The organism is Specibacter cremeus (assembly GCF_003946885.1).
Lineage (GTDB): Bacteria > Actinomycetota > Actinomycetes > Actinomycetales > Micrococcaceae > Specibacter > Specibacter cremeus.
This window is the reverse complement of sequence record NZ_RWKQ01000025.1, coordinates 13,568-33,989: the sequence shown is the minus strand read 5'-3', so window position 1 is coordinate 33,989 and position 20,422 is coordinate 13,568. Positions and strand designations below refer to the sequence as shown.

Sequence of the window (20,422 nt, the reverse complement as noted above, 5' to 3'; positions counted from 1 at the left end):
GCCCACGAGCAATTGTTGGCGACGACGGAAGAGAGGCGCGATCTTGGCGCCGCTTGCCGGAGAGGATCTCTTGGGCGTTGCCAGGATATTGACACTAATGTACCGTTCTCGGAACATTAGTGCATGACTCCCATGACCACCGCAGAGGCGGCCGAACGACTGGGCGTCGGCGCTCGCGCCGTTCGTCGCCTGCTGTCATCGGGGCGCCTGGTGAAGGCAGGCGCGGCCGGAAGGGTCCTCCTCATCGACACGGCATCCGTGGAGCGCTTGGCACTCACCGGTACACGACGCGGTCGACCCTGGAGCCAGCCCGTCGCCTGGGCGGCGCTCAGCATGCTGTCCGGCCTGGACGTGGATTGGATCGGCTCGTCCGAGAAGGCCCGCCTGAAGGCCCGACTGCGAGACCTGACCGCCGACGACGTCGCCATTCTCTCCCGCAACCGCTCAACGTGCCGTCGGTACCAAGGAACGCCCGACGCCGTCGACGTACTTCGCAGCCATTTGCTCCCCAGCGGTGCGGCTGCCATGGGAGTCGACGAAATCGCCGAACGCTTTGGGTTGGCCGTCGGGGATGCAGCAGTAGAAGGATACGTCGCAGAGGGCGACGCGACAGAACTGGAGGCTGCGCTCGGGCTGCGGGCCGATACCGAAGGGAACGTCGTCATTCGAGAGGTCACAGCAACTGCTGCGTTCCGCGGCGGACAGGTACCAGTCGCCGCCATCGCCCTGGACCTCATGGAATCACCCGCGACCCGGGAACGAAGTGCGGGCCGACGCGTCCTCGAGGAACTGCTCCATGACCGACGGTGACCAGGCGAGATCGCGACCCCTTTGGGAGGCACCAACGCCGCCTGGCGGGTGGGTCCGCCCGTGGCCGCAGTGCATGGAACTGGCGCGGAGGCTCCCGTCGACTCAGTGGATCATGATCGGTGGTCTCATGGTCCAACTCCATGCCATCGTGGCAGGTCTCGCCGTGACGCGCTCCACCGTGGATGTCGATATTGTCCTGCACATCGAAACGGGGGCGGCCTCGGTTGTCCGTGTAACGAAAGTGCTCGGCGATCTTGGATAGTCGTTGGAGCGCTCGATAGCCGCAGACGCCCCAGCTCATCGATTCGTGCGGGCCAGTTCGTCCGGACCGAGGGAGCAAATCGATGTGATGATCGCAGACCACGCCGCACCGACCATCATCCCCCGCATCGGTGGGCGGCGCCCGTTTCAATTGCCGGCGGGGACGCAAGCGCTGCGACAAACCGTGAACTGCCCGGTTACCTCAATCGACGGCAACCCAATGGTCATCAGTATGCCGAACGCGCTCGGGGCCTTGGTCCTCAAGGGTGCCGCCTACCGGGAGGACTTTCGCGACGCCGGCCACGATTCTTGGAAGGTGCTTGATCCAGCCGACCGGGCACGAGGCGTCGGCAACTTGGCCGTGCTCTGCGCCAACCCGGACCGGCTACCGCCCAGGCGTCTGGGGGAGTTGACCGGTTTGGAACGACCGGCGGTGATTTGGCTCCCCGGCCGCTCCCCACCCTCGCAAGCTCGGGCGGGGCCCCGCGCGGCCGTGGGCCCAAGCTCAATCTCCGGAGGATTTCGACAAGCTCAATCACCGGGGACTCGACTTGCTTGACCGCCGCGGATGGCGACAGTCGAGCGTGAGGTGCGTTCCGCCGTCGTACTGGGTGCTGGACAATTGTTCCTCAAATTGCTATGTTCCTCGTTATGAGAAACAGCGCCGAGTACGGAACGACCTTACTCGGTGGCTTCGCGTCTGCGCTGTCCCAGGTCGGCGGAGCGACGGAACAGCGGCTGCATATGTCGACGACGCGGGACACAGATTTCGACGCCCAGCTCACTTGGGTACTCCCTGGCGACGCCCTGCGGCTCGATGTCGAGATCAAGCAGGCCAGCCTCACCTCTCGCAATGAGGTGCGCCGGGTTGTCGAACGGACGAAAAGCGGCACTCCGGTATTGCTCGCCGCGTTCCTCTCACCCGCGGCGCGAGACGAACTGCGGCAAGCGGGGTGGTCCTACTGGGATGAGACAGGCAACATGCTCATCCAGAACCGAGACCCGTTCGTATGGGTGGAACGAACGGGCGCGTCCCGCAACCCGTCGCCCGATTCGACCGAGGGACCTCGCCGGCTCCGGTCGCTGAAAGGGCAGGCGGCATCCGTCGTGCTCGTCAAACTCCTCACCGAAGGGCGGGCGGCGACCGTACGCGAGCTCTCGCGGGAAACCGGGGTCGGAGTGGCGACGGTGAGCCGCGTCATCGAGCTACTCCGGGACGAGGAGTTCCTGAACGACACCGCCAGGGGTCCAATCGTGGTCAGCGATATCAAGCGTCTCGCGCGGCGATGGGCCCAAGACTACAGCTTCACGAAGACCTTCAAGGCGCGCCGGTACTTCTCGCTGCTCGGCGAGGAGATCACACTCGAACGGCTGCGGACAGGCGAGCTTCCCTACGCCGTCACCGGCGTGCAGGCGGCCAACCAGTACCTCGGCGCGCAGGGCAGGATCGCATCCCTGCCCTCCCGCGGAGCATGGATCTACACCCCTGATCGTGAAGCCGCCGAACGTGCGCTGAAGCTGGCTGCCGATCCGAAGGGCAGCATCCTGGTCGGTGAATGCGACTTCCTCGAACAAGAGGGGATCCGTGTCCTGAACGGACTCAGAGTCGTGTGGCCGTGGCGAACGGTCGGAGATCTCCTGTCCACGCAGGGCCGCACAGCCGCCGTAGGCGAGGAACTCGCGGACGCGCTCGAGCGGGAGCGGATCTGAGATGGCCGGGCCGCTGAACACCAGCCCCGAGTACGTGGCCGCACGGCGGGTACTCTTGGATGCGCTGTTCCTGATGCGCGATCAGATCGATGCGCTCGTGCTGGTCGGCGCGCAGGCGGTCTACCATCACGCACCCTACGGCGACCCACGCCCGAGCTACACCACCGACGCCGATCTGGCGATCGACCCCGATCTCCTGGCCCAGCGTCCCGATCTGGGCTCCGAACTCGCAGCCGCGGGGTTCACCTTGGATGAGCACGGCAACCCCGGACATTGGTTCTCGCCCGAGGGCATCGTCGTCGACCTCATGGTCCCGGCCGGATCGCTGTCCGCCAGCACCCGCCGCACAGCACCGCTCGACGGACAAGCACGGACCACCGCACGACGCACGCGAGGACTCGAAGCCGCACTTCACGACAACGCCCCGGCGGAGATCACTGCATTGGAGGAGAGTGATCCGCGCCGGATCACGGTGCGCATCGCCGGGCCCGCCGCTCTCGTCGTCGCGAAAGCAGTGAAGATCCACGAGCGTCTCGAGATCGGAAACCTCGACCGCGTCATCGCCAAGGACGCAGGCGACCTTCTCCGACTGCTCCGCAACATCGCGCCCGAATGCCTCGGGGAACGCCTGTCTGAACTCTCCGAGATCGAGGCGCTGGGCGAACAGATCGACGAAGTCGTCGACTGGCTGGGCAGCCAATTTGCGGGCCGACGAACGACTCCGTTGCTTCAACTCGCCTTGGCAGATCTGGACGGGGTTGAGCCGGCGCCGCAGATCGAACAGGCTTTCCGCGTCCTCGGCACCCGGCTCGTGTCGGTTTTCAGATCAGGACGCGGACGGTAGAACGGTCGCCTTTCTTGCCCAAGCATGGAAGACAGAGCTCCCCACGAGCACGGTGTCATCTGCCGCAGCGTCGGGCAGACGAGCAAACGCCCCGACCAACACCCACCCAGCGGAGTGCGCTTGTCCTCCGGCGTCCTGCGGCGTGGGGAGCGCTTCAGCGCACCGCTCCCATGGTTGTCAACGGCTCGGTTCAGGTGGCCCCCCGCGGGTCCGTCGACGTCCGGCCGGCGGAGTCCAGAACGGGCGCGAAACCCGCCCCGCGGGAGGGCCTCGCAGGTCGATGCTGCGCGCGAGCCGAGGTCTGGTAGTCCCCCGACGGCCGAGCCGGAGTATTTTTGTAGGCGGCGTCAAAGGACGCGTCAGGCCGCCTACGGCCCTGGCCTCCGGAAAAACGCCGGGCCGCTGCGGGGGGTCTGACGGGCTCGACCACCGACGGCTACCGGTGATTTCGCTCCCCGGCCGCTCCTCACCCTCGCAAGCTCGGGCGGGCCCCTCGCGGCCGTGGGCCCAAGCTCAATCAACGGTGATTTCGATGCTCAATCACCGGGGTCTCGACGGGCTCGGTTTCGACAGGCTCAACCGCCGATTTCGGCAAGCTCAATCACCGGGGTCTCGACGGGCTCGACCACCGTTATGCCCACCCCACCACGAGCTGCGCGGCCTCCCGGGGCACCGACACGTCGATACCCGTCACCTCGGCGAAGCGCCGCAACCGGTTCATGAGCGTGTTCCGGTGGCAGAACAACTGCTCGGCGGACAAAGAAACGCTGCCGGTCTCCAGATAACTGCGTACCGCCTCGACCAGGCGCTGCCGCTCCGCCGTGCCACACGAGGCAAGCGCAGCGTCCACCGGCGCGATCACCGACGCCCCCGACTCGTCCAGCCGCAGCCGCGCCATCCGGGCCCAGCCGCGCGCCCACGTCATCGGCCCCTCCTCACCGGGCTGCAACAGCCCGGCCAACGAACGCGCGAACCGGGCGGACGCGCGCAGGGAGGCGAGTTCCGGCGTCGGACCCGCCAAACCGCAGCGCAACACGCCAACGCGCTCGGCAATCCGCAAACCGACGGACCCCGGGCGCGAATCAGAAACCCAGAACGCCACCAGCGCGTCGCCCAGGTGATGCGTGAACACCGCGTCGCCGGCGCGTGCGGCGGCCAGCGCCACGCGCAGCTTCGGCACCTCCTCGCCCACGGCCACCGCCACGGCGAACGAAGCATCCAAAGCCACCCTCAGCGCCGCGGCGACCTGCGCCAGCATCGCCTCGGACGGATCGCCGAACAGCGACGCCACCAGGCCCTGCCGGACGCTGAACGCCTCGTCGTGCATGCGCTGCTGCTCCACCACGTACGCGGCCTGCGTCTGCCCCGCGTAGCTGTCCACCACCTGCCACATCCGCGCCGTGTGCGCCACCAGCACGGCCGCATCGGCCTCCGTGGCGATCGCCGTCAACGCCTGCCACAGCACCGAGAAGTCCAGCCGGATCGCCGTCATCAACGACTCGATCGGCACCCCCGCCCGGGCCCGGGAGACGCCCACGTCCGTGGCGATCGACTCCCGGTCCGCCCAGTCCTGCGCCGTGTCGTCGTCCCGGCCCAGCGCCGCGATCAGCGCCGCAAAGGAGGACGCGCCCGTGCGGCGGATCTCGCTGACCGGCAGCGGCGCCTTCGCGTACTCCGGGATCGTCATCACCCGGGCGATGAAATCCTCCGTCAGCGCGTCAACGGACAGCTGCGCCAGCAAGGAACGCCACCCGGAAGAATCGGCATTCGTAACATTTTGGCCGCCGGAAACAGGCTCATCAAGCGTCATTGCCCCATGATATGTGCTTTTGCACAAAGTGTGATGCACAACTCGTTCCGAATCGTGCGGCCAGATCACAGCGAACGCTGGCACCCTTGAAGGTAATCACCAGCACGCGCACCGCAGCGCAACCCCCGGAGGCCAGCAATGACCCAGACAGCAAACCTTGAAGCCGGCGCCACCCGGCAGATCACCGACAAGGAGGCGACCAAGGTCGCCATCGGTGCGCTGATCGGCACCGCCATGGAGTGGTACGACTTCTTCCTGTTCAGTGCCGCCGCGGCACTGGTTTTCAACGTCCAGTACTTCGCCAATGAGAACGCCACGGCCGCCGCGCTGGCCTCCTTCGCCACGTTCGGCGTGGGCCTCGTGGCCCGCCCCATCGGCGGCATGATCTTCGGCGCCATGGGCGACAAGATCGGCCGCCGCAAGACGCTCATGGTCACCATCGTCGGCATCGGCGCCATCACCGGCCTGATCGGCCTGCTGCCCACCTACGCGGCCATCGGCATCGCCGCCCCGATCCTGCTGGTGCTGCTGCGCATCGCCCAGGGCCTGTTCGTGGGCGGTGAATGGTCCGGCGCCATGACCATTGTGGTGGAGAACGCCCCACTGGAACGCCGCGCCCGCTATGCGGCGCTGCCCCAGATCGGCTCGCCCATCGGCACCATCCTGTCCTCCGGCGGCTTCTTCCTCATGACGTTGTTCATCTCCCACGGCAACTTCAGCGCCTGGGGCTGGCGCATCCCGTTCCTGGCCGCCATCCCCATGCTGCTCATCGCCCTGTACATCCGCAGCCGGCTCGACGAGTCCCCCGTCTTCGCCGAACTCATGGAAAAGGGCGAGACCGCCAAGGCCCCGATCCGCACCACCCTGGTGCAGTCCTGGAAGCAGATCATCGTGGGCATGGCCGCCGGCATGCTCGGCGTCGGCGGGTTCTACCTGGTGACCGCGTTCGTCGTCTATTACGGTGTCAAGATCCTGCACTACGACGCGGGCCTGATGCTGCTCGGCGGCATGATCGCCGCCGTCGTCGAGATCCCCGTGCTCATCGCCGGCGGCCGCCTCGGCGAACGGTTCGGGTCCAGCCGCGTCATCATCTGGGGCGGCATCGCCTCGGCCATCGTCGCCGTCCCGGCCTTCCTGATGATCACCAGCCACAACGGCGTCCTGGTCATCGCCGGCATGACCCTGGCGGTCGCCGCGCTGTCCTTCCCGTACGCCGCCTCCGGCACCGTGCTCACCGGCCTGTTCCCGGCCAGCACCCGCTACACCGGCGTCGGCTTCGCCCAGAACATCGCCGGCATGATCTCCGGGTTCATCCCGCTGGTCGCCACCGGCCTGGTCGCCTCCGCCGCCGGCCACTGGTGGCCGGCCGCCGCCATCCTGGTCTTCCTCTCGCTCTTCACGGCCGTGGCCGGCGTCATCGCCCCGCGCCTGAGCGTCAGCCTGCCCGGCTTCAAGCACTGAGCCTCAAGCACTAGAACCAGTAAGGACCCCAAACGCATGACCCGCTCAGCCGGCCACCTCATCGTCAAAACCCTCGAAACCCATGGCGTCCAGCGCGTCTACGCCGTCCCCGGCGAAAGCTACCTGGACGTCCTCGACGGCCTGCACGACTCCACCATCGAGACGGTCGTGTGCCGGCACGAGGGCGGCGCCGGCTACATGGCGCTCGCCGAAGGCCGGCTGGGCGGGACCCCCGGCATCGCCATGGTGACCCGCGGCCCCGGCGCCGCGAACGCCATGATCGCCGTCCACACGGCCTGGCAGGACGCCACCGCCCTGGTCCTGTTCGTGGGCCTCATCCCGGTCGCCGACCGCGGCCGCGACGCCTTCCAGGAGTTCAGCCTGGAGGGCTGGTTCTCCACCACCGCCAAGCGCGTCATGGTGCTCGAGGACCCGGACCGGGCCTCCGAAATGGTCGCGGAGGCCATTCACCTGGCGCGCAGCGGCCGCCCCGGCCCGGTGGTCGTCGGGTTGCCGGAGGATGTGTTGGTACGCACGACGGCGGCTCCCGCGCTTACGCCGCGGCCGTTGCCTTCGCTGGTGCCCGCCGCTTTTGACGTGGACCATCTGATGGAGCGCCTGGCTTTGGCCGACAAGCCGCTCATCGTGGTGGGTGGGGACGGCTGGACCGGGGACACCGGAGAGCGGCTGCTGGACTTCGCTTCTTCCGCCAATGTCCCCGTCGCCGCCGACTGGCGCGCCTACGACGCCGTGCCGCACCGCGGACCCGCCTGGGCCGGCTGGCTCGGCTACGGCCGCGCCGACACGCTCGCCGCCCGGCTCGACGAGGCGGACCTGCTCGTGTTCATCGGCTGCGGCCGGGCCGACGTGCTCAGCGACGGCTACACCCGCGGCCTGGACACCGAGACCATCCTGGTCCTGGCCGACACGTCCGCCACCATGCACGACGGCCGGCTCGACCGGCACGTGTTCGCCACGCCGTCCGCGCTGGTCGACGCGCTACCCGTGGGGTCCGCGGCCGATTCCCCGGCCGCCGGGACCCGCGGACCGGCCTGGATGGACGCCCTCGCCGCCGACCAGCGGCGCTTCGCGACGCCCGCGCCCGACGGAGGGGACGCCGTCGACCGCGGCACCGCCGTCGATCTGGGCATCGCGTTCGGCGAGCTGGAGCGGGCACTGCCGGCCGACCGCGTGCTCACCTACGGCGCCGGCAACGCGACCCTGTGGGGGCACCGCTACCTGTCGCACACCCAGCCGAATTCGCTGGTGGGCCCGCGCAACGGCGCCATGGGGCTGGCCGTGCCGGCCGCCGTCGCAGCGTCGCTGACGTTCCCGGACCGGCAGGCCGTGGCGATCTGCGGCGACGGCGACTTCTTCATGAACGCCCAGGAGCTCTCGGTCTGCTTCGCGCACGGCGGCACCCCGCTGGTGCTCGTCGTCGACAACGGCATCTACGGCACCATCGTGCAGCACCAGCGCAACCACTACCCGGGCCGCCCCTCCGGCACGGCCATGACCAACCCCGACTTCGCCGCCTGGATGCGCTCCTTCGGCGGGCACGGTGAATACGTGTCTTCGACCGAGGAGTTCGCCCCGGCGCTGGAGCGGGCGCTCGCCAGCGGGCTGCCGGCGCTGCTGCACCTGCGCACCGACCCGGCGACGATGGGGCCGAGCCCCGTTGCCGCTCCTTCTTTGGCCGCGGCCGCGGTTTCGGAGTAGTCACCATGGAACTGGACCTGATCGTCACCGCCGGCGCCATCCACACGCTGGAGGACGCCCGGCCTCGGGCCACGCGCATGGGCGTTTTCGCCGGGCGGATCGTGGGCTTCGACGAGGAGCTCGACGGCTGCACCGCGGCACGGTACGAGGACTTCGGCACCGGGGTCATCGTGCCCGGCTTCATCGACGCGCACTGCCACACCACGTGGTGGGGGTTGGGCCTGTCCGCCGTCGACCTGGCCCCGGCGCGCGGACTGGAGGAACTGTACGCGCTGCTGTCCGCGGAGGTTGCCCGACTGAGGAACGCGCCTTCCGCCTGGGTGAACGGCACCGGCTTCAACCACAAGCACCACGACCTGCAGTTCCCGGACATCCACCGCCTGGACGAGATCACCGGCGACCACCCGCTGTACCTGCGGCACGTCTCCGGGCACCTGTCCATCACCAACTCGGCCACGCTGCGGCTGGCCGGCGTGTTCGAGCCCGGCTACACCGACCCGCAGGGCGGGGCCGTGCTGCGCGACGCCGACGGCTACCCGACCGGCGTGGTGGAGGAATCCGCGCAGGCGTTGCTGCAGGACCTGCTGTTGCCGTACGCGGTGCCGCAGATCGTCGACGCCTTGGACGCGGCCACCACCCGCTACGCCGCCGTCGGCATCACGAGCTTCACCGAGGCGGGCATCGCGGCCGGCTGGATCGGCCATTCGCCCATCGAGGTCGGCGCCTACCAGCAGGCCCGGCGCGCCGGGAAGTTGCACGCCCGGGCCCAGCTGATGCCGACGCTGGACGCGCTGCGGCCCCTTTCGGCGCACGGCACCGACATGCATGGCACGGGCGCCGGCAACGGCATCGATCTGGGCATCGGCGCCGGATTCGGCGACGACTGGCTGAGCCTGGGCCCCGTCAAGGTGTTCATGGACGGGTCCCTGCTGGGCGCCACGGCCGCCGTCACCGAGGACTACTGCGGGCACCAGCACAACAGCGGGTACCTGCTGGACACCCCGGAGGCGTATCGGGAACGCGTGGACGCCGCGTACCGGGCCGGCTGGCCGATCGCGCTGCACGCCATCGGCGACGCCGCCATCGACCTGGCCGCGGACATCATCACCGACTGCCAGGCAACCTACGGCATGAACGCGCTGCCGAACCGGATCGAGCACTTCGGCATCGCCCGGCCCGACCAAGTTGTCCGGGTGGCCGAGGCCGGCATCGCCGTGACGCCGCAGGCCGCGTTCATCGGGCCCCTGGGTGACCAGTTCGCCGCGCTCGTGGGCCCGGAGCGCGAATCCTGGCTGTACCGCGGACGGTCCCTGGTGGACGCCGGGGTGGTGCTGGCCGGCAGCTCCGACCTGCCCGTGGCGGACAACAATGTGCTGCGCGCGCTGCAATCGAGCGTGGACCGGCGCACCGACGGCGGCCTGGTCCTGGGCGGCGAATCCGAGGGACTGACCCCGGAGGAGGCGCTGCGCAGCTACACGCAATGGGCGGCGCAGGCCACCGGCACCCTTTCGTCCCGCGGCACGTTGTCCCGAGGGAAGCTCGCGGACTTCGTGGTCCTGTCCGGCTGCCCGCTGTCCGCGCCCGACATCGCCGCCCTCGACGTGGTCGCGACCGCCGTCGACGGCGACTTCAGCTACGATTCCCGCACCCTTTAGCCAGCCACAGGAGGACTGACGATGACAACCCAAACCCTGCAGACGACGTCGTTCTTGACCGACTTCCGCTCCATGAGCACCTTCGGCGCCACACCCGGCGGCGGCGTGGACCGGCAGGCGGCGACGAGCGCGGACGGGCAGACCCGCAACTGGTTCCGCGGCCTCGTGGAGGGGCACGGCTTCGAGGTCCGTTACGACCAGGTCGGCAACCAGTTCGCGCTGCTGGAGCTGGTGCCGGGAGCACCATACATCGCGATCGGGTCGCACCTGGACTCGCAGCCGCTGGGCGGGCGCTTTGACGGCGCGTACGGCGTGCTGGCGGGGGCGCATGCGGCGATCCGGGTGGCGTCCTTGCTCACCAGCGAGCCGCAGTTCAACATCGCCGTGATCAACTGGTTCAACGAGGAGGGCTGCCGGTTCAAGCCGTCCATGATGGGCAGCTCCGTGTTCACCGGCAAGATCCCGGCCGAGCAGGTGCTGGCCACGACCGACCCGTCCGGGACGAGCGTGCGCGAGGCGCTGGAGGCCATCGGCACGATCGGCGACTTCAGCCTGGACGTGGCCGCATACCTGGAGATCCACATCGAGCAGGGGCGCTCGCTGGAGGACGACGGTCTGACGATCGGGCTGGTCGAGTCGACGTGGGGGGCGAACAAGTACGAGTTCGTGGTGCACGGCGAGCAGGCGCACACCGGGGCCACGCTGATCGCCGACCGGCAGGACGCGCTGCTGGGCGCCTCCGCGCTGGTGGTGGCCGCCCGCGAGGTGGCGGACGACTACAGCACTGACGAGCACATGGTGATCACGTCCTGCGGCGAGTTCAACGTGTTCCCGAACTCGCCCGTGGTGGTGGCGTCCCGGGTGAACCTGCTGGTGGATGTGCGCAGCACCGATGCCGCCGTCCTGGCCGCGGCGGATGCGGAGCTGCACCGGCGGGTGTCTTTGATCGAGCAGCGGTTCAACGTCCGGATTTCGCAGGGGGCCTCGCACATCTGGGCGTCGAAGGCGTACGACGCGGCCGGGCTTGCCTTGGCTGCCTCGTGTGCCTCCGCGCTGGGCCTGCCGCATGGGGTGGTCCGCACGCTGGCCGGGCACGACTCGACCAACATGAAGGACATCGTCCCCACGATCATGCTGTTCGTGCCGAGTGCCGAGGGCATCAGCCACAACGAGCGCGAGTTCACCTCCGACGCCGACATGCTCGCCGGCGTCGACCTGCTCACCGAGGTGGTTTCTCGCGTCGTCGCCGGGGAGTTCGTGCAGCCGTAGGTTTTGGCCGTCGGTGGTCGAGCTCGTCGAGACCCGGTGATCGAGCTTGTCAGACCCCCTCGTCTCCGTTCTGCAGATCAGGCGGGTGTGGAGCCTCCACACCCGCCTGATCTGCAGAACGGAGAGCGCTACAGCCTCTCGTTCAGGTAGCGGTTCAAGGAAACGCCCTGCTGCGGGCGGCGATGACGAGCTTCCGGTGCTTTTCCGGGCTGACGCGCACACGCAGGTTGCCGCTGTACTCGCGTTCGGCAAATGGCGTGGGTACGTCCTCGCCGTTGTCCTGCATGTCGCGAACGACGTCCGCGATCAGCGCTTCGAGGCCGCGGAGGGCCTTGTCCTGGGTGCCGTCCAACCATGACAGCGAGGGGAACTCCGCGACAGTCGCCACGAACTCCTCGTCCTCGACCGACCACGAGACCGAATAGGCGTAGTGGTCGATGGCGACATCGGTCTCATAAGTCGGCATCAGGCATCACCTTCAATTTGTCTATCGCGGCCAGCACCTGTTCCGCAGCATGGCTTCAATCCTCCCGATGCTCGCCATGCATCGATGGTCCGACTTTTGGGACCTGTCTGCAAGTCCGCATCTCGCGCCAGCTACGGGCACGAGCGCGTCCAGATCACCAAGAATGGGAAACCCGCTGCCGTGCTCATCGGGCCGGAGGATTTCGAGTTGCTTGAACAACTGGAGATGCTCCGCGATGTCACCGAATATCGGGCGGCCAAGGCCGCCGATAACGGTGAGCGCGTCACCTTGGAGCAACTGCGTCATGAGCTCGACGCGTGAGTTCGTGTCGGGTTGAATTCACCATCGCGGCGGCCAGGGAGGTGCAGGAAGCTCGTCGGGGAGAGCCATGCCTGGCGGATCCGCGTTGGCGACTATCGCGTCCTCTATGAGGTGCTGGACGATCGGCTCATCGTCACCGTGGTTCGCGTGGGCACCGGCGAAACGTCTACCTGTAACTCAGTATGATTCGCGGCATCCGTTCTACATGGGGTGCGAGCGTTGGCGGCCCGCCGCTGCTTTCTGCGGAATGGATGGGTCGGGGTTTCGACAAGCTCAACCACCGGGGTTTCGGCGGGCTCAATCTCGACAGGCTCAATCACCGGGTCAGTTGCACAGCCCGATGAACGCCCCCAACTCGGCCAGGCCGGACGGCTTGGTCGGCATGAAGTTCGTCAGCCCGGGGGAGCGGATGATGACGGCCCGCCACTGCCCGCGCGACACGGCCACGTTGATGCGGTTGCGGTTCAGCAGGAACTCCATGCCGCGCGGCGCCTCGGCCGCCGACGAGCATGCCATTGTCACCAGCACCACGGGCGCCTCCTGCCCCTGGAACTTGTCCACGGTCCCCACGCGCACCCCCGACAATCCGGCCGCGTCGAGGGCGGCACGCACCAGATGCACCTGGGCGTTGTACGCGGCCACCACCAGCACGTCGTCCGGCCCCAGCGGCCTCGAAGCCGCGCCGGGTCCGGGCGTCCAGGCCAGTCCCACATGCCGCCGCGCCTGCGCCACCACCTCGGCGGCCTCTTCTCGCGACGACGTCGAATTTCCCTCATGCGGCACCAGCACGGCCTCCACCCCCGCGGGCGCCCCGGCCAGGTGCCGCAGCCCGGCCGCCGGCGCCGACTCCAGGCGGCCGTCGTAGCTGAGCTTCGACACGGCGTCGCACAATACCGGGTGCATGCGCCACGAATCGGCCAAAAAGTACCCCAGCTCCGACGGCAGTGTCGCATGCCCCGCCGACAGCCAGCCCAGCGCCGACTCGTCCACCGGCTCCGGATGCGTGCCCTGGGTGACCTGCGGCAGCTGCTGCGGGTCACCGAGCAACAGCAGCCGCCGGGCGGACCGGGAAACGGCCAGTGTGTTCGCCAGCGAATACTGCCCCGCCTCGTCGATCACCAGCAGGTCCAGCGACCCGGCCGGCACGTTCGCGCCCGTCATGGTCCACGCCGTCCCACCGATCAGCGCGCCCTCGGCGGACAGGAGCAGCCCCTCGAACCGCTTGTCGTCCGTGACCTTCCACGGCACCTCGTGCGGCGCGGCCAGCTTCTTGCCCACGCGCGACGGGTCCACGCCCGCCTTCCCGATCGCCGCGCGCAGCATGTTCTCCACCACGGCGTGCGACTGCCCCACCACGCCCACCTTCCATCCCCGCGCCACCAGCGCCGCGATGACGTGCGAGCCCACGTGCGTCTTGCCCGTCCCGGGCGGCCCCTGTACGGCCAGGTACGACCGGTCCAGCCGCGCCACGGCCTCGGTGATCGCGCCAATGTAGTCCGGTGCGCCGTCGGCACCGACGACGACGGCGGGCAGCGTGCCGTCGTCGGCCAGCCTGGGGTGGGCCTTCCGCAGGATCTCCACCCCCGGGTGCCGGGGGAGGGCGGGCAGCAGGCCGCCGACCTCGTTCGCCAGTTCGGCCAGCGCCGCCTCGATGCTCCGCGTGCTGATCGGCTGGTCCGGGGTCAGCGCCAGGGGCAGGTGGTCGTGCGGGGGGACTTTCAGGGTCGACTTCTGCGTCACCGTCAGGATGCTCTGGGCCGGGTTTCTCGGGTTATCCACAGTTTTTTGTACAGTTGTGTTAAAAAGTCCGCCGCGGGCCAATGGGTTTGTCTCGTGCTCCAGGCCCACCGGCAGGGGTCCCGTCATCATGCCGAACCATGTGGTGCGCGGCCGGAAATCCGACCCGTCCGCCATGGTGCCGGTCAGCTCCAGCGTGCGGGTCTCCGTGCGGGACTTGGGCGTGGCTTTTGCCCAGTCCTCCACCACCTCGGCGTGGTCCACGACGAACACGTCCCTCTGCTCCGCCCAGTCCTCCACCGGGGCCTCCAGCCGGTCGAAGTGCCCCCACCAGAACTGCTTGTTCTCGCGCCGGTGGTAGCCGGCTGCCGCGGCCACCATGGCGATGGCCCGCTCGTCGTTCGTGGGGACGTGGCCGTTCCGCGACGCCAGGTCGTCGAGGAAGGCGCGCAGCCGCTGTTCCTCGGGGGTCACGGTCTCGACAAGCTCGACCACCGACTCGTCAGACTCGACCACCGGGGAGGTCTCGACAAGCTCGACCACCGGCCCAGGCTCGACCACCGGATGCGTCGCGGCCAGCGCCAGCAGCCAGTCGCGCAGGCGCAGCGTGGACAGGCAGTCGTACTCGTTGTAGTCGGAGATGGAGGCCAGGATGGCGGCCGCCTCCTCGGCCCGGCCATCATCGCGGGCCGCGCAATACTCGGCGTAGGCCACCACGGAGGCGCCGGCGTCCTTCACCTCGCCGGTGCGCAGGTGCTCGCCCATGTACAGCGGCTCGAGCTTCTTGATCGAATACGACGACTCCGAGATACGGATCGAGTGCTTGACCACCGGCAGCAGGTCCACGAGCAGGCCCTCGCGCAGCCAGCGGTCCACCGTGTCCTCGCCGGTGGTGTGGCGCAGCGACAGGTTGCGCAGCGCCGACTTCTCGTACGGCGCGTAGTGGTAGACGTGCATGTCCGGGTACTGTGCGCGACGGCCCTCCACATAGGCGAGGAAGGCCAGGAACGCCTTCCGTTCCTGCGCGCGCGAGTGGGCCCAGAACGGCGTGAACCGCTCGGGTTCGCCCGGTGTTGAATCCGGCGCCTCGATGGAGCCGAACAGGTACTCGATGCCCCAGGATTGATCGTCCGGGTCCTGCCACAGTGGGTCGCCCTCGAAGTCGAAGAAGATGTCGCCGTCGCTGGGTTTCGGCAGCGTGGCCAGGTCGTGGCCGGGCAGCACCTTGAAGCTGACGGTGTGGGACTGGCCGTCCTTGCTGAACGTCCGCGTGCCCTCGGGTTCGTCCAGGCCGAGTTGCATGCGGGCCTGGTCGCGCAGCCGGGCTGCCGCGTTGGAGGCTGGGGCGTTCCCGGCGGGCATCCCCGCCAGTGCCTCGATGGTCGTGATCCCCCGCCCGATCAGCTTGCGGCGCTGGGTGGGCGTCATGCCGTTGACCAGCAGCAGGTCGCGGTGTGCGGCGACCTGCTCGGCGCAATAGTCGCACCGCCCGCACGCGGCCACCCCGGTCTCGCCGGCGAGCCCCCACTCCACCGGGTGGGGCTGGGAGCGGTGCGCCGCCGTCGTCCGTTTGAACCTGTCGCGGCGCTCGCGGAACACCGGCAGGAGGTCGGCCATGGGATGGTCGCTGCGGCTGCGGTCGCCCAGCACCAGCGTGGTCACGGGCGCCGGCGTGATGCCGTACTGGAGCAGTTGGTCGCCGTAGGCCGCCAATTGCAGCAGCGCGCTGACCTTGGCGTGGCGGGCGAGCTTCGTGTCCCAGACGGCGTAGTCGCCGCCGGTTTGGCGGACCAGGAAGTCGGCGAACCCGACGAACTCGCCGTCGAAGAAGGTGGCCTGGAAGACGACGTCGGCGCCGTTGCGGAGCGCCGCCAGCGTCTCGTCGCGCTTGGCCCCCAAGGCGGCGCGTGTCGGTTCGGCGCGGTCGACGATCTTCACGCCGCGGCCTGTCGTGGGGTTCCAGTCGCCGTACTGTTTTACGAGCTCCCGGAGGACCTTGGCCTCGTGGGCGTCACCGAGGCGCGCGGCGCGTTCGAGCATGGCGTCCGGCGCGAAGTCGGCCTTCGGCGTGCGGCCCAGCTTCTCGTCCAGGATGCGCAGGGACTGGTAGTCGCAGTCGCTGGCGATGACGAGGTCGCTGGCGGAGAAGATGAGGTCGCTTTCGGCACCTTCGTGCACCGGGTCCATCAGGAACAAAGGGCGCCTCCACCTTCGGGCCGGGCGGATCCCGGCTCGTACCTGAATCTAGCAAGGGGGCGCGACAAGGTGTTGCCGCGAGTCAGACCGAACGCTGCATGTCAGCCCGAGCGTTCGGTCTGACATGCAGCGTTCGGTCTGACTCGGCGCAGGGGAGGGGTGCGGGCCGCCCCCGCCTACAACCTCGGGTCCACGGGCTCCGACTCCAGTGCCAGCACGCCGAACACGGCCTCGTGGACGCGCCACAGCGGCTCGCCTGCCACCAGCCGGTCCAGGGATTCCAGGCCGAGCGCATGCTCGCGGAGGGCCAGCGACCGCTTGTGGTTCAGGCTCCGCTCCTTCAACCGGCGCAGGTTGTCCGGCTCCGTGTAGTCCGGGCCGTAGATGATGCGCAGGTATTCGCGCCCGCGCACCTTCACGCCGGGCTGGACGGGGCCCGCGCGGCCGGAGCCCGGCTGGAGAACCACGTGGTTCTCCAGCGGCTTGACCACCATGCCCTCGCCGCCGGCGCCGGTCAGGTCCAGCCACCAATCAATTCCGGAGGCCACGGACTCCGGCGACGACGGGTCGACCACCAAACGGGCAGTGGTCCGGAACGTGGCCGGATCCGCCGCGACCAGCCGGTCCGCCACGTCCAGGTGCCAGGCATGCGAAGACGTATACCAGGACGCGCCCTCGGTCGCCAGGACCTGGAACGGGGCAAACTGCACGCCGTCCAGCCCGTCGGTGGGCCACACATAGTTGCGGTACGCGGCCGTGAACGCGTCGGCATTCGACGAACGGGACGCAACGCGGGACTGCAACGCGGCCACGTCCAGGCCGCGCCCGGACGCCTGGGCCAGCCCGGCCGCGGCGGCGGACAGCGCACCCCGGGCGGCCGCGCCCGTGGACGCGTACGTGTCCCGCAGCAGGTCCCCGGTCTTCAACGACCACGGCAGCATCTCGCCGTCGAGCAGGATCCAGTCGGTGCCGAGCTCGTCCCACAGGCCCGCCGCGGCGACGGCCGACCGCATCCGGCCCAACAGGGACTCCGTCAGCGGCGAGTCAAAAAACGCTCGTCCGGTGCGCGTGTACACCACCCCGGTCTCCCCGCCGGACGCGTTGAACCGGCGCCGGGCCACCGAAGCGTCCCGGCACAACAGCACGACCGCCCGCGAGCCCATGTGCTTCTCCTCGCAGATCACGTGGCCCACACCGGCGGCCGCATACGCGCCGAACGCCTCGGCCGGGTGCTCCAGGAACCCGTCCAGCGGGCTCGTGCCCACCGGGGCCATGGTCGGCGGCAGGTACCCGAGCCACTTCGGGGCGAGCGCGAACCGGCTCATGACCTCCAACGCCCCGGCCGCGTTCTCCTCCCGCACGCTGACCCGGCCATGCAGCGGGGAATCGACAACGCGGCGGCCCACGACGTCGTCGAGCCTCAACTCATCCTCCGGGCGCGCCGCACCACCCAGCGGGCGGATCGGCTCGCTCCAGACGCGTTCGGCCGGCACGGACACGAGCTCCCGCTCCGGGTACCGCAGCGCGGTCAGCGATCCGCCGAATGCGGCGCCCGTGTCCAGGCACATCGTGTTGTTCAACCAGCGGGCCTCGGCCACGGGCGTGTGGCCGTACAGCACCATCGCCGCGCCGCGGTACTCTTGCGCCCACGGATAGCGCACGGGCAGCCCGTCCTCGTCGATCTCGCCGGTCGTGTCGCCGTACAACGCGAAGCTGCGCACCCGGCCCGAGCTGCGCCCGTGGTAGTCCTCCTTCAACCCGGCATGGGCCACCACCAACCGCCCGTCGTCGAACACCAGATGTGAGACCAGCCCGTAACACCAGCCCCGCACGGCGCGCCGGAACTCCGCCGGCTCGCGGCCGAGCTGCTCGAGCGTCTCCGCCAGCCCGTGGTCCAGGTTCGGCTTCTTGCCGTCCAGGGCGCGCACCAGCCGGTGTTCGTGGTTCCCGGGCACGGCATACGCGTGGCCGTTGGCCGTCATGCCCATGGCCAGCCGAAGCACGCCGGGCGAATCCGGCCCGCGGTCCACCAGGTCGCCCAGGAACACGGCCCGGCGCCCCTCCGGGTGGCTCGCATCGACCGGACGCCCGTCGTCGTCCGTCCCCACCACGTACCCAAGCTTCGCCAGCAGCGCCGCCAACTCCCCGAGGCACCCGTGCACGTCGCCGATCACGTCCAGCGGGCCGTGCTCATGCCTGGCGTCGGTGAGCAGCCGCTGCCGCTCGATCCTCACGCCCCGCACCTCCTCCTCGGTCCGCAGCACGTGCACGGCGCGGAAGCCCTCGCGCGCCAGCCCGCGCAGCGAGCGGCGCAGCTGGTCCTTTTGGCGATGCACGACGGCGGCGCCCAGTGACCTGTCGGCGCGCCCCCGGTCGCGCGCCAGTGAGACGCTTTCGGGCAGGTCGAGCACGATCGCCACGGGCAGCACGTCGTGGGCGCGGGCCAGCTCGACCAGTTCCTGCCGGGCGTGCCGTTGCACGTTCGTGGCGTCGACGACCGTCAGTTTCCCTGCGGCCAGGCGTTTTCCCGCGATGAAATTCAGCACCTCGAACGCGGCCCGTGTGGCGTCCTGGCTGTTCTCGTCGTCGGAGACGAGCCCGCGGCAGTGGTCGCTCGAGATGACCTCGAACGGGCCGAAATGCTCCCGCGCGAACGTCGACTTGCCGGCGCCGGTTGCGCCGACCAGCACGACCAGCGACAGTTCGGGGATGCCCAGGATCATGCTGTTTCCTTGTCTTTACGGGTGAACACGGCCATCTGCGTGGGCGTGCCGTGGGTGTCGTCGGCGTCGCCGATCCCCGCGAACCGGACGGTGTAGCCGTGGGCGGCCGCCAGCGGCTCCGCCCAGCCGGAGAACTCGGCCCGGGTCCACTCGAACCGGTGGTCCGTGTGCCGCAGGCCGCCGGCCGTGAGCCGCGGGTACAGCACGTTGTACTCCCGGTTCGGCGTCGTCACGAGCACGTGCCGTGGCCGGGCGTGGGCGAACACGTTGCGCTCCAGCGCCGGCAGCCGGTCCGCGTCCAGGTGCTCGACGACCTCCATGAGCACCATGGCGTCGAACCCGGCCAGCCGGTCGTCGCGGTAGGTGAGCGAGGACTGCAGCAACGCCAGCTTGGCCCGCTGCGTGTCCGGCATCCGGTCCAGGTTCAGGCCGCGCTCCGCCTTCGCCAGGGCGCCCGCCGACACGTCCGCCCCGACAACGCGCGTGTTGGCCGGGTTCCGCACCAGCCAACCGAGCAGCGCCCCGGGCCCGCAACCCATGTCCACGATCGTGGCCGCCCCGAGGTCGCGCAGCGCCGCCAATACGGCACCCCGGCGCCGGTGAGCCAGCGTTTCCCGAGTCGGCGGCTCCTGAGTCGAGGGGGAGGCGGACCGGGGCACCCGGGCCGTGTCCGGCGTCGTGCGCTCAGCCGTACCGGCGACGTCGCCGAGGCGCTCCAGCAGCGTGTCCACATAGTCGCGCCGGTGGGCGAGGTAGCGGTGCGCGATGAGGTCCCGCTGCGGATGCGTCGCCAGCCAGTCGCCGCCGGCGTGCTGCAGTTTCGCGATCTCCGCCTCGTCGACCCAGTAGTGCTTGGCGTCGTCGAGCACCGGCAGCAGGACGACGAGGTGGGCCAGGGCGTCCGCAACCGTGAGCGTGGCCGTCAGCGTGGCGTCGAGGTAGCGTGACCGGCCCCACGCCGGGATGGCCGGGTCGAGCGGGAGGGCGGTCGCGTCGACGGTCCAGCCGAGCGGCTCGAACAGGTCCCGCACCAGCGTTTCGCCGCCCGTGGAGGGCAGGGCGGGGAGGTGCACCGCAAGGTTGAGGGGTTCGTCGACGAGCTCCGGCCGCGCCGCGCAGGTGCGGGCCAGGGCCGTGCTGAACATGCGCCGGACGGCCACGACCAGCAGCGATGACACCGCATAGGGGCGGTCGTTGACGTACTGGCCCAGCGTGAACGACTCCCGGGTGGCGCCCCGGACCAGTCCCACCGGGTCCACCTCCAGCAGCAGCGCCACCGTGCACCTGTCCTGTTGCAGTTCGGTGGTGAACGCGTGGGCGCGCCCGACCGACAGGTCCCGGACGTGGACGCGGTCCGGATGCTTGTGCAGCAGGAACGTCAGGTCCCCGGCGTGCCGGCCGGTCGCGGTGATGGTGACGTACATTGGCCCATTCTTGCAG

At 69.4% G+C, this 20,422-nt stretch carries 14 protein-coding genes; 9 read left to right on the top strand and 5 right to left on the bottom strand.

The window, feature by feature from the left end:
• Positions 1–132: 132 nt before the first annotated feature.
• The 3 genes from EJC77_RS11180 to EJC77_RS11170 all read left to right on the top strand — a co-directional run bounded on the left by EJC77_RS11180 (position 133) and on the right by EJC77_RS11170 (position 3,625).
• Complete coding sequence (locus tag EJC77_RS11180) at positions 133–810, top strand: helix-turn-helix domain-containing protein (protein ID WP_240630135.1); 678 nt, start codon at positions 133–135, stop codon at positions 808–810.
• Positions 811–1,722: 912 nt separating this feature from the next.
• A complete protein-coding gene (locus tag EJC77_RS11175; RefSeq protein ID WP_125612618.1) occupies positions 1,723–2,781 on the top strand; it encodes a hypothetical protein in 1,059 nt (352 codons plus the stop codon).
• 1 nt (position 2,782) lies between these two features.
• Entirely contained in the window at positions 2,783–3,625 is an 843-nt protein-coding gene (locus EJC77_RS11170; RefSeq protein ID WP_125612616.1) for a hypothetical protein, read from the top strand.
• 631 nt (positions 3,626–4,256) lie between these two features.
• Here the strand turns inward: EJC77_RS11170 and EJC77_RS11165 are convergent.
• Positions 4,257–5,435 (bottom strand): PucR family transcriptional regulator, encoded by a 1,179-nt coding sequence (locus EJC77_RS11165; RefSeq protein WP_125612614.1) that lies wholly within the window; start codon positions 5,433–5,435, stop codon positions 4,257–4,259.
• Positions 5,436–5,573: 138 nt separating this feature from the next.
• Here EJC77_RS11165 and EJC77_RS11160 point away from each other — a divergent pair, with 138 nt between their 5' ends.
• From EJC77_RS11160 to EJC77_RS11145, 4 genes are read left to right on the top strand one after another with little or no spacing between them, the layout of a single operon-like run.
• A complete protein-coding gene (locus EJC77_RS11160; RefSeq protein ID WP_125612612.1) occupies positions 5,574–6,896 on the top strand; it encodes an MFS transporter in 1,323 nt (440 codons plus the stop codon).
• 36 nt (positions 6,897–6,932) lie between these two features.
• On the top strand, positions 6,933–8,615 hold the full coding sequence (locus EJC77_RS11155; RefSeq protein WP_125612610.1) for a thiamine pyrophosphate-dependent enzyme: 1,683 nt from the start codon (positions 6,933–6,935) through the stop codon (positions 8,613–8,615).
• Between the two features lie 5 nt (positions 8,616–8,620).
• On the top strand, positions 8,621–10,270 hold the full coding sequence (locus EJC77_RS11150; protein ID WP_125612608.1) for an amidohydrolase: 1,650 nt from the start codon (positions 8,621–8,623) through the stop codon (positions 10,268–10,270).
• A gap of 21 nt (positions 10,271–10,291) precedes the next feature.
• Entirely contained in the window at positions 10,292–11,539 is a 1,248-nt protein-coding gene (locus EJC77_RS11145; protein ID WP_125612606.1) for a M20 family metallo-hydrolase, read from the top strand.
• Between the two features lie 154 nt (positions 11,540–11,693).
• Here the strand turns inward: EJC77_RS11145 and EJC77_RS11140 are convergent, their stop codons facing one another.
• Complete coding sequence (locus tag EJC77_RS11140; RefSeq protein WP_240630133.1) at positions 11,694–12,005, bottom strand: type II toxin-antitoxin system HicB family antitoxin; 312 nt, start codon at positions 12,003–12,005, stop codon at positions 11,694–11,696.
• 84 nt (positions 12,006–12,089) lie between these two features.
• Here EJC77_RS11140 and EJC77_RS11135 point away from each other — a divergent pair, with 84 nt between their 5' ends.
• Together EJC77_RS11135 and EJC77_RS11130 are read left to right on the top strand one after the other, a co-directional pair.
• The gene (locus EJC77_RS11135) at positions 12,090–12,326 is read left to right on the top strand and encodes a type II toxin-antitoxin system prevent-host-death family antitoxin (protein ID WP_125612604.1); all 237 of its coding nucleotides are present in this window, start codon (positions 12,090–12,092) and stop codon (positions 12,324–12,326) included.
• Between the two features lie 12 nt (positions 12,327–12,338).
• The gene (locus EJC77_RS11130; RefSeq protein WP_125612602.1) at positions 12,339–12,512 is read left to right on the top strand and encodes a type II toxin-antitoxin system RelE family toxin; all 174 of its coding nucleotides are present in this window, start codon (positions 12,339–12,341) and stop codon (positions 12,510–12,512) included.
• Between the two features lie 138 nt (positions 12,513–12,650).
• On the opposite strand, the gene EJC77_RS11125 is transcribed toward EJC77_RS11130, so the two are convergent.
• From EJC77_RS11125 to EJC77_RS11115, 3 genes are all read right to left on the bottom strand, one after another.
• Positions 12,651–16,259, bottom strand: coding sequence for a TM0106 family RecB-like putative nuclease (locus tag EJC77_RS11125; protein ID WP_420820315.1), 3,609 nt, complete (start codon positions 16,257–16,259; stop codon positions 12,651–12,653).
• 176 nt (positions 16,260–16,435) lie between these two features.
• A complete protein-coding gene (locus EJC77_RS11120; RefSeq protein ID WP_125612600.1) occupies positions 16,436–18,982 on the bottom strand; it encodes a polynucleotide kinase-phosphatase in 2,547 nt (848 codons plus the stop codon).
• The gene (locus tag EJC77_RS11115; protein WP_125612598.1) at positions 18,979–20,406 is read right to left on the bottom strand and encodes a 3' terminal RNA ribose 2'-O-methyltransferase Hen1; all 1,428 of its coding nucleotides are present in this window, start codon (positions 20,404–20,406) and stop codon (positions 18,979–18,981) included. Before EJC77_RS11115 ends, EJC77_RS11120 begins: the two co-directional genes overlap by 4 nt.
• Positions 20,407–20,422: the final 16 nt, after the last annotated feature.

Coding starts and splice junctions, on each gene's coding strand:
- EJC77_RS11115 (WP_125612598.1), bottom strand. CDS start 20,406: ATGTACGTCACCATCACCGCGACCGGCCGGCACGCCGGGGACCTGACG.
- EJC77_RS11150 (WP_125612608.1), top strand. CDS start 8,621: ATGGAACTGGACCTGATCGTCACCGCCGGCGCCATCCACACGCTGGAG.
- EJC77_RS11145 (WP_125612606.1), top strand. CDS start 10,292: ATGACAACCCAAACCCTGCAGACGACGTCGTTCTTGACCGACTTCCGC.
- EJC77_RS11175 (WP_125612618.1), top strand. CDS start 1,723: ATGAGAAACAGCGCCGAGTACGGAACGACCTTACTCGGTGGCTTCGCG.
- EJC77_RS11140 (WP_240630133.1), bottom strand. CDS start 12,005: ATGCCGACTTATGAGACCGATGTCGCCATCGACCACTACGCCTATTCG.
- EJC77_RS11160 (WP_125612612.1), top strand. CDS start 5,574: ATGACCCAGACAGCAAACCTTGAAGCCGGCGCCACCCGGCAGATCACC.
- EJC77_RS11180 (WP_240630135.1), top strand. CDS start 133: ATGACCACCGCAGAGGCGGCCGAACGACTGGGCGTCGGCGCTCGCGCC.
- EJC77_RS11120 (WP_125612600.1), bottom strand. CDS start 18,982: ATGATCCTGGGCATCCCCGAACTGTCGCTGGTCGTGCTGGTCGGCGCA.
- EJC77_RS11135 (WP_125612604.1), top strand. CDS start 12,090: ATGGTCCGACTTTTGGGACCTGTCTGCAAGTCCGCATCTCGCGCCAGC.
- EJC77_RS11155 (WP_125612610.1), top strand. CDS start 6,933: ATGACCCGCTCAGCCGGCCACCTCATCGTCAAAACCCTCGAAACCCAT.
- EJC77_RS11165 (WP_125612614.1), bottom strand. CDS start 5,435: ATGACGCTTGATGAGCCTGTTTCCGGCGGCCAAAATGTTACGAATGCC.
- EJC77_RS11170 (WP_125612616.1), top strand. CDS start 2,783: ATGGCCGGGCCGCTGAACACCAGCCCCGAGTACGTGGCCGCACGGCGG.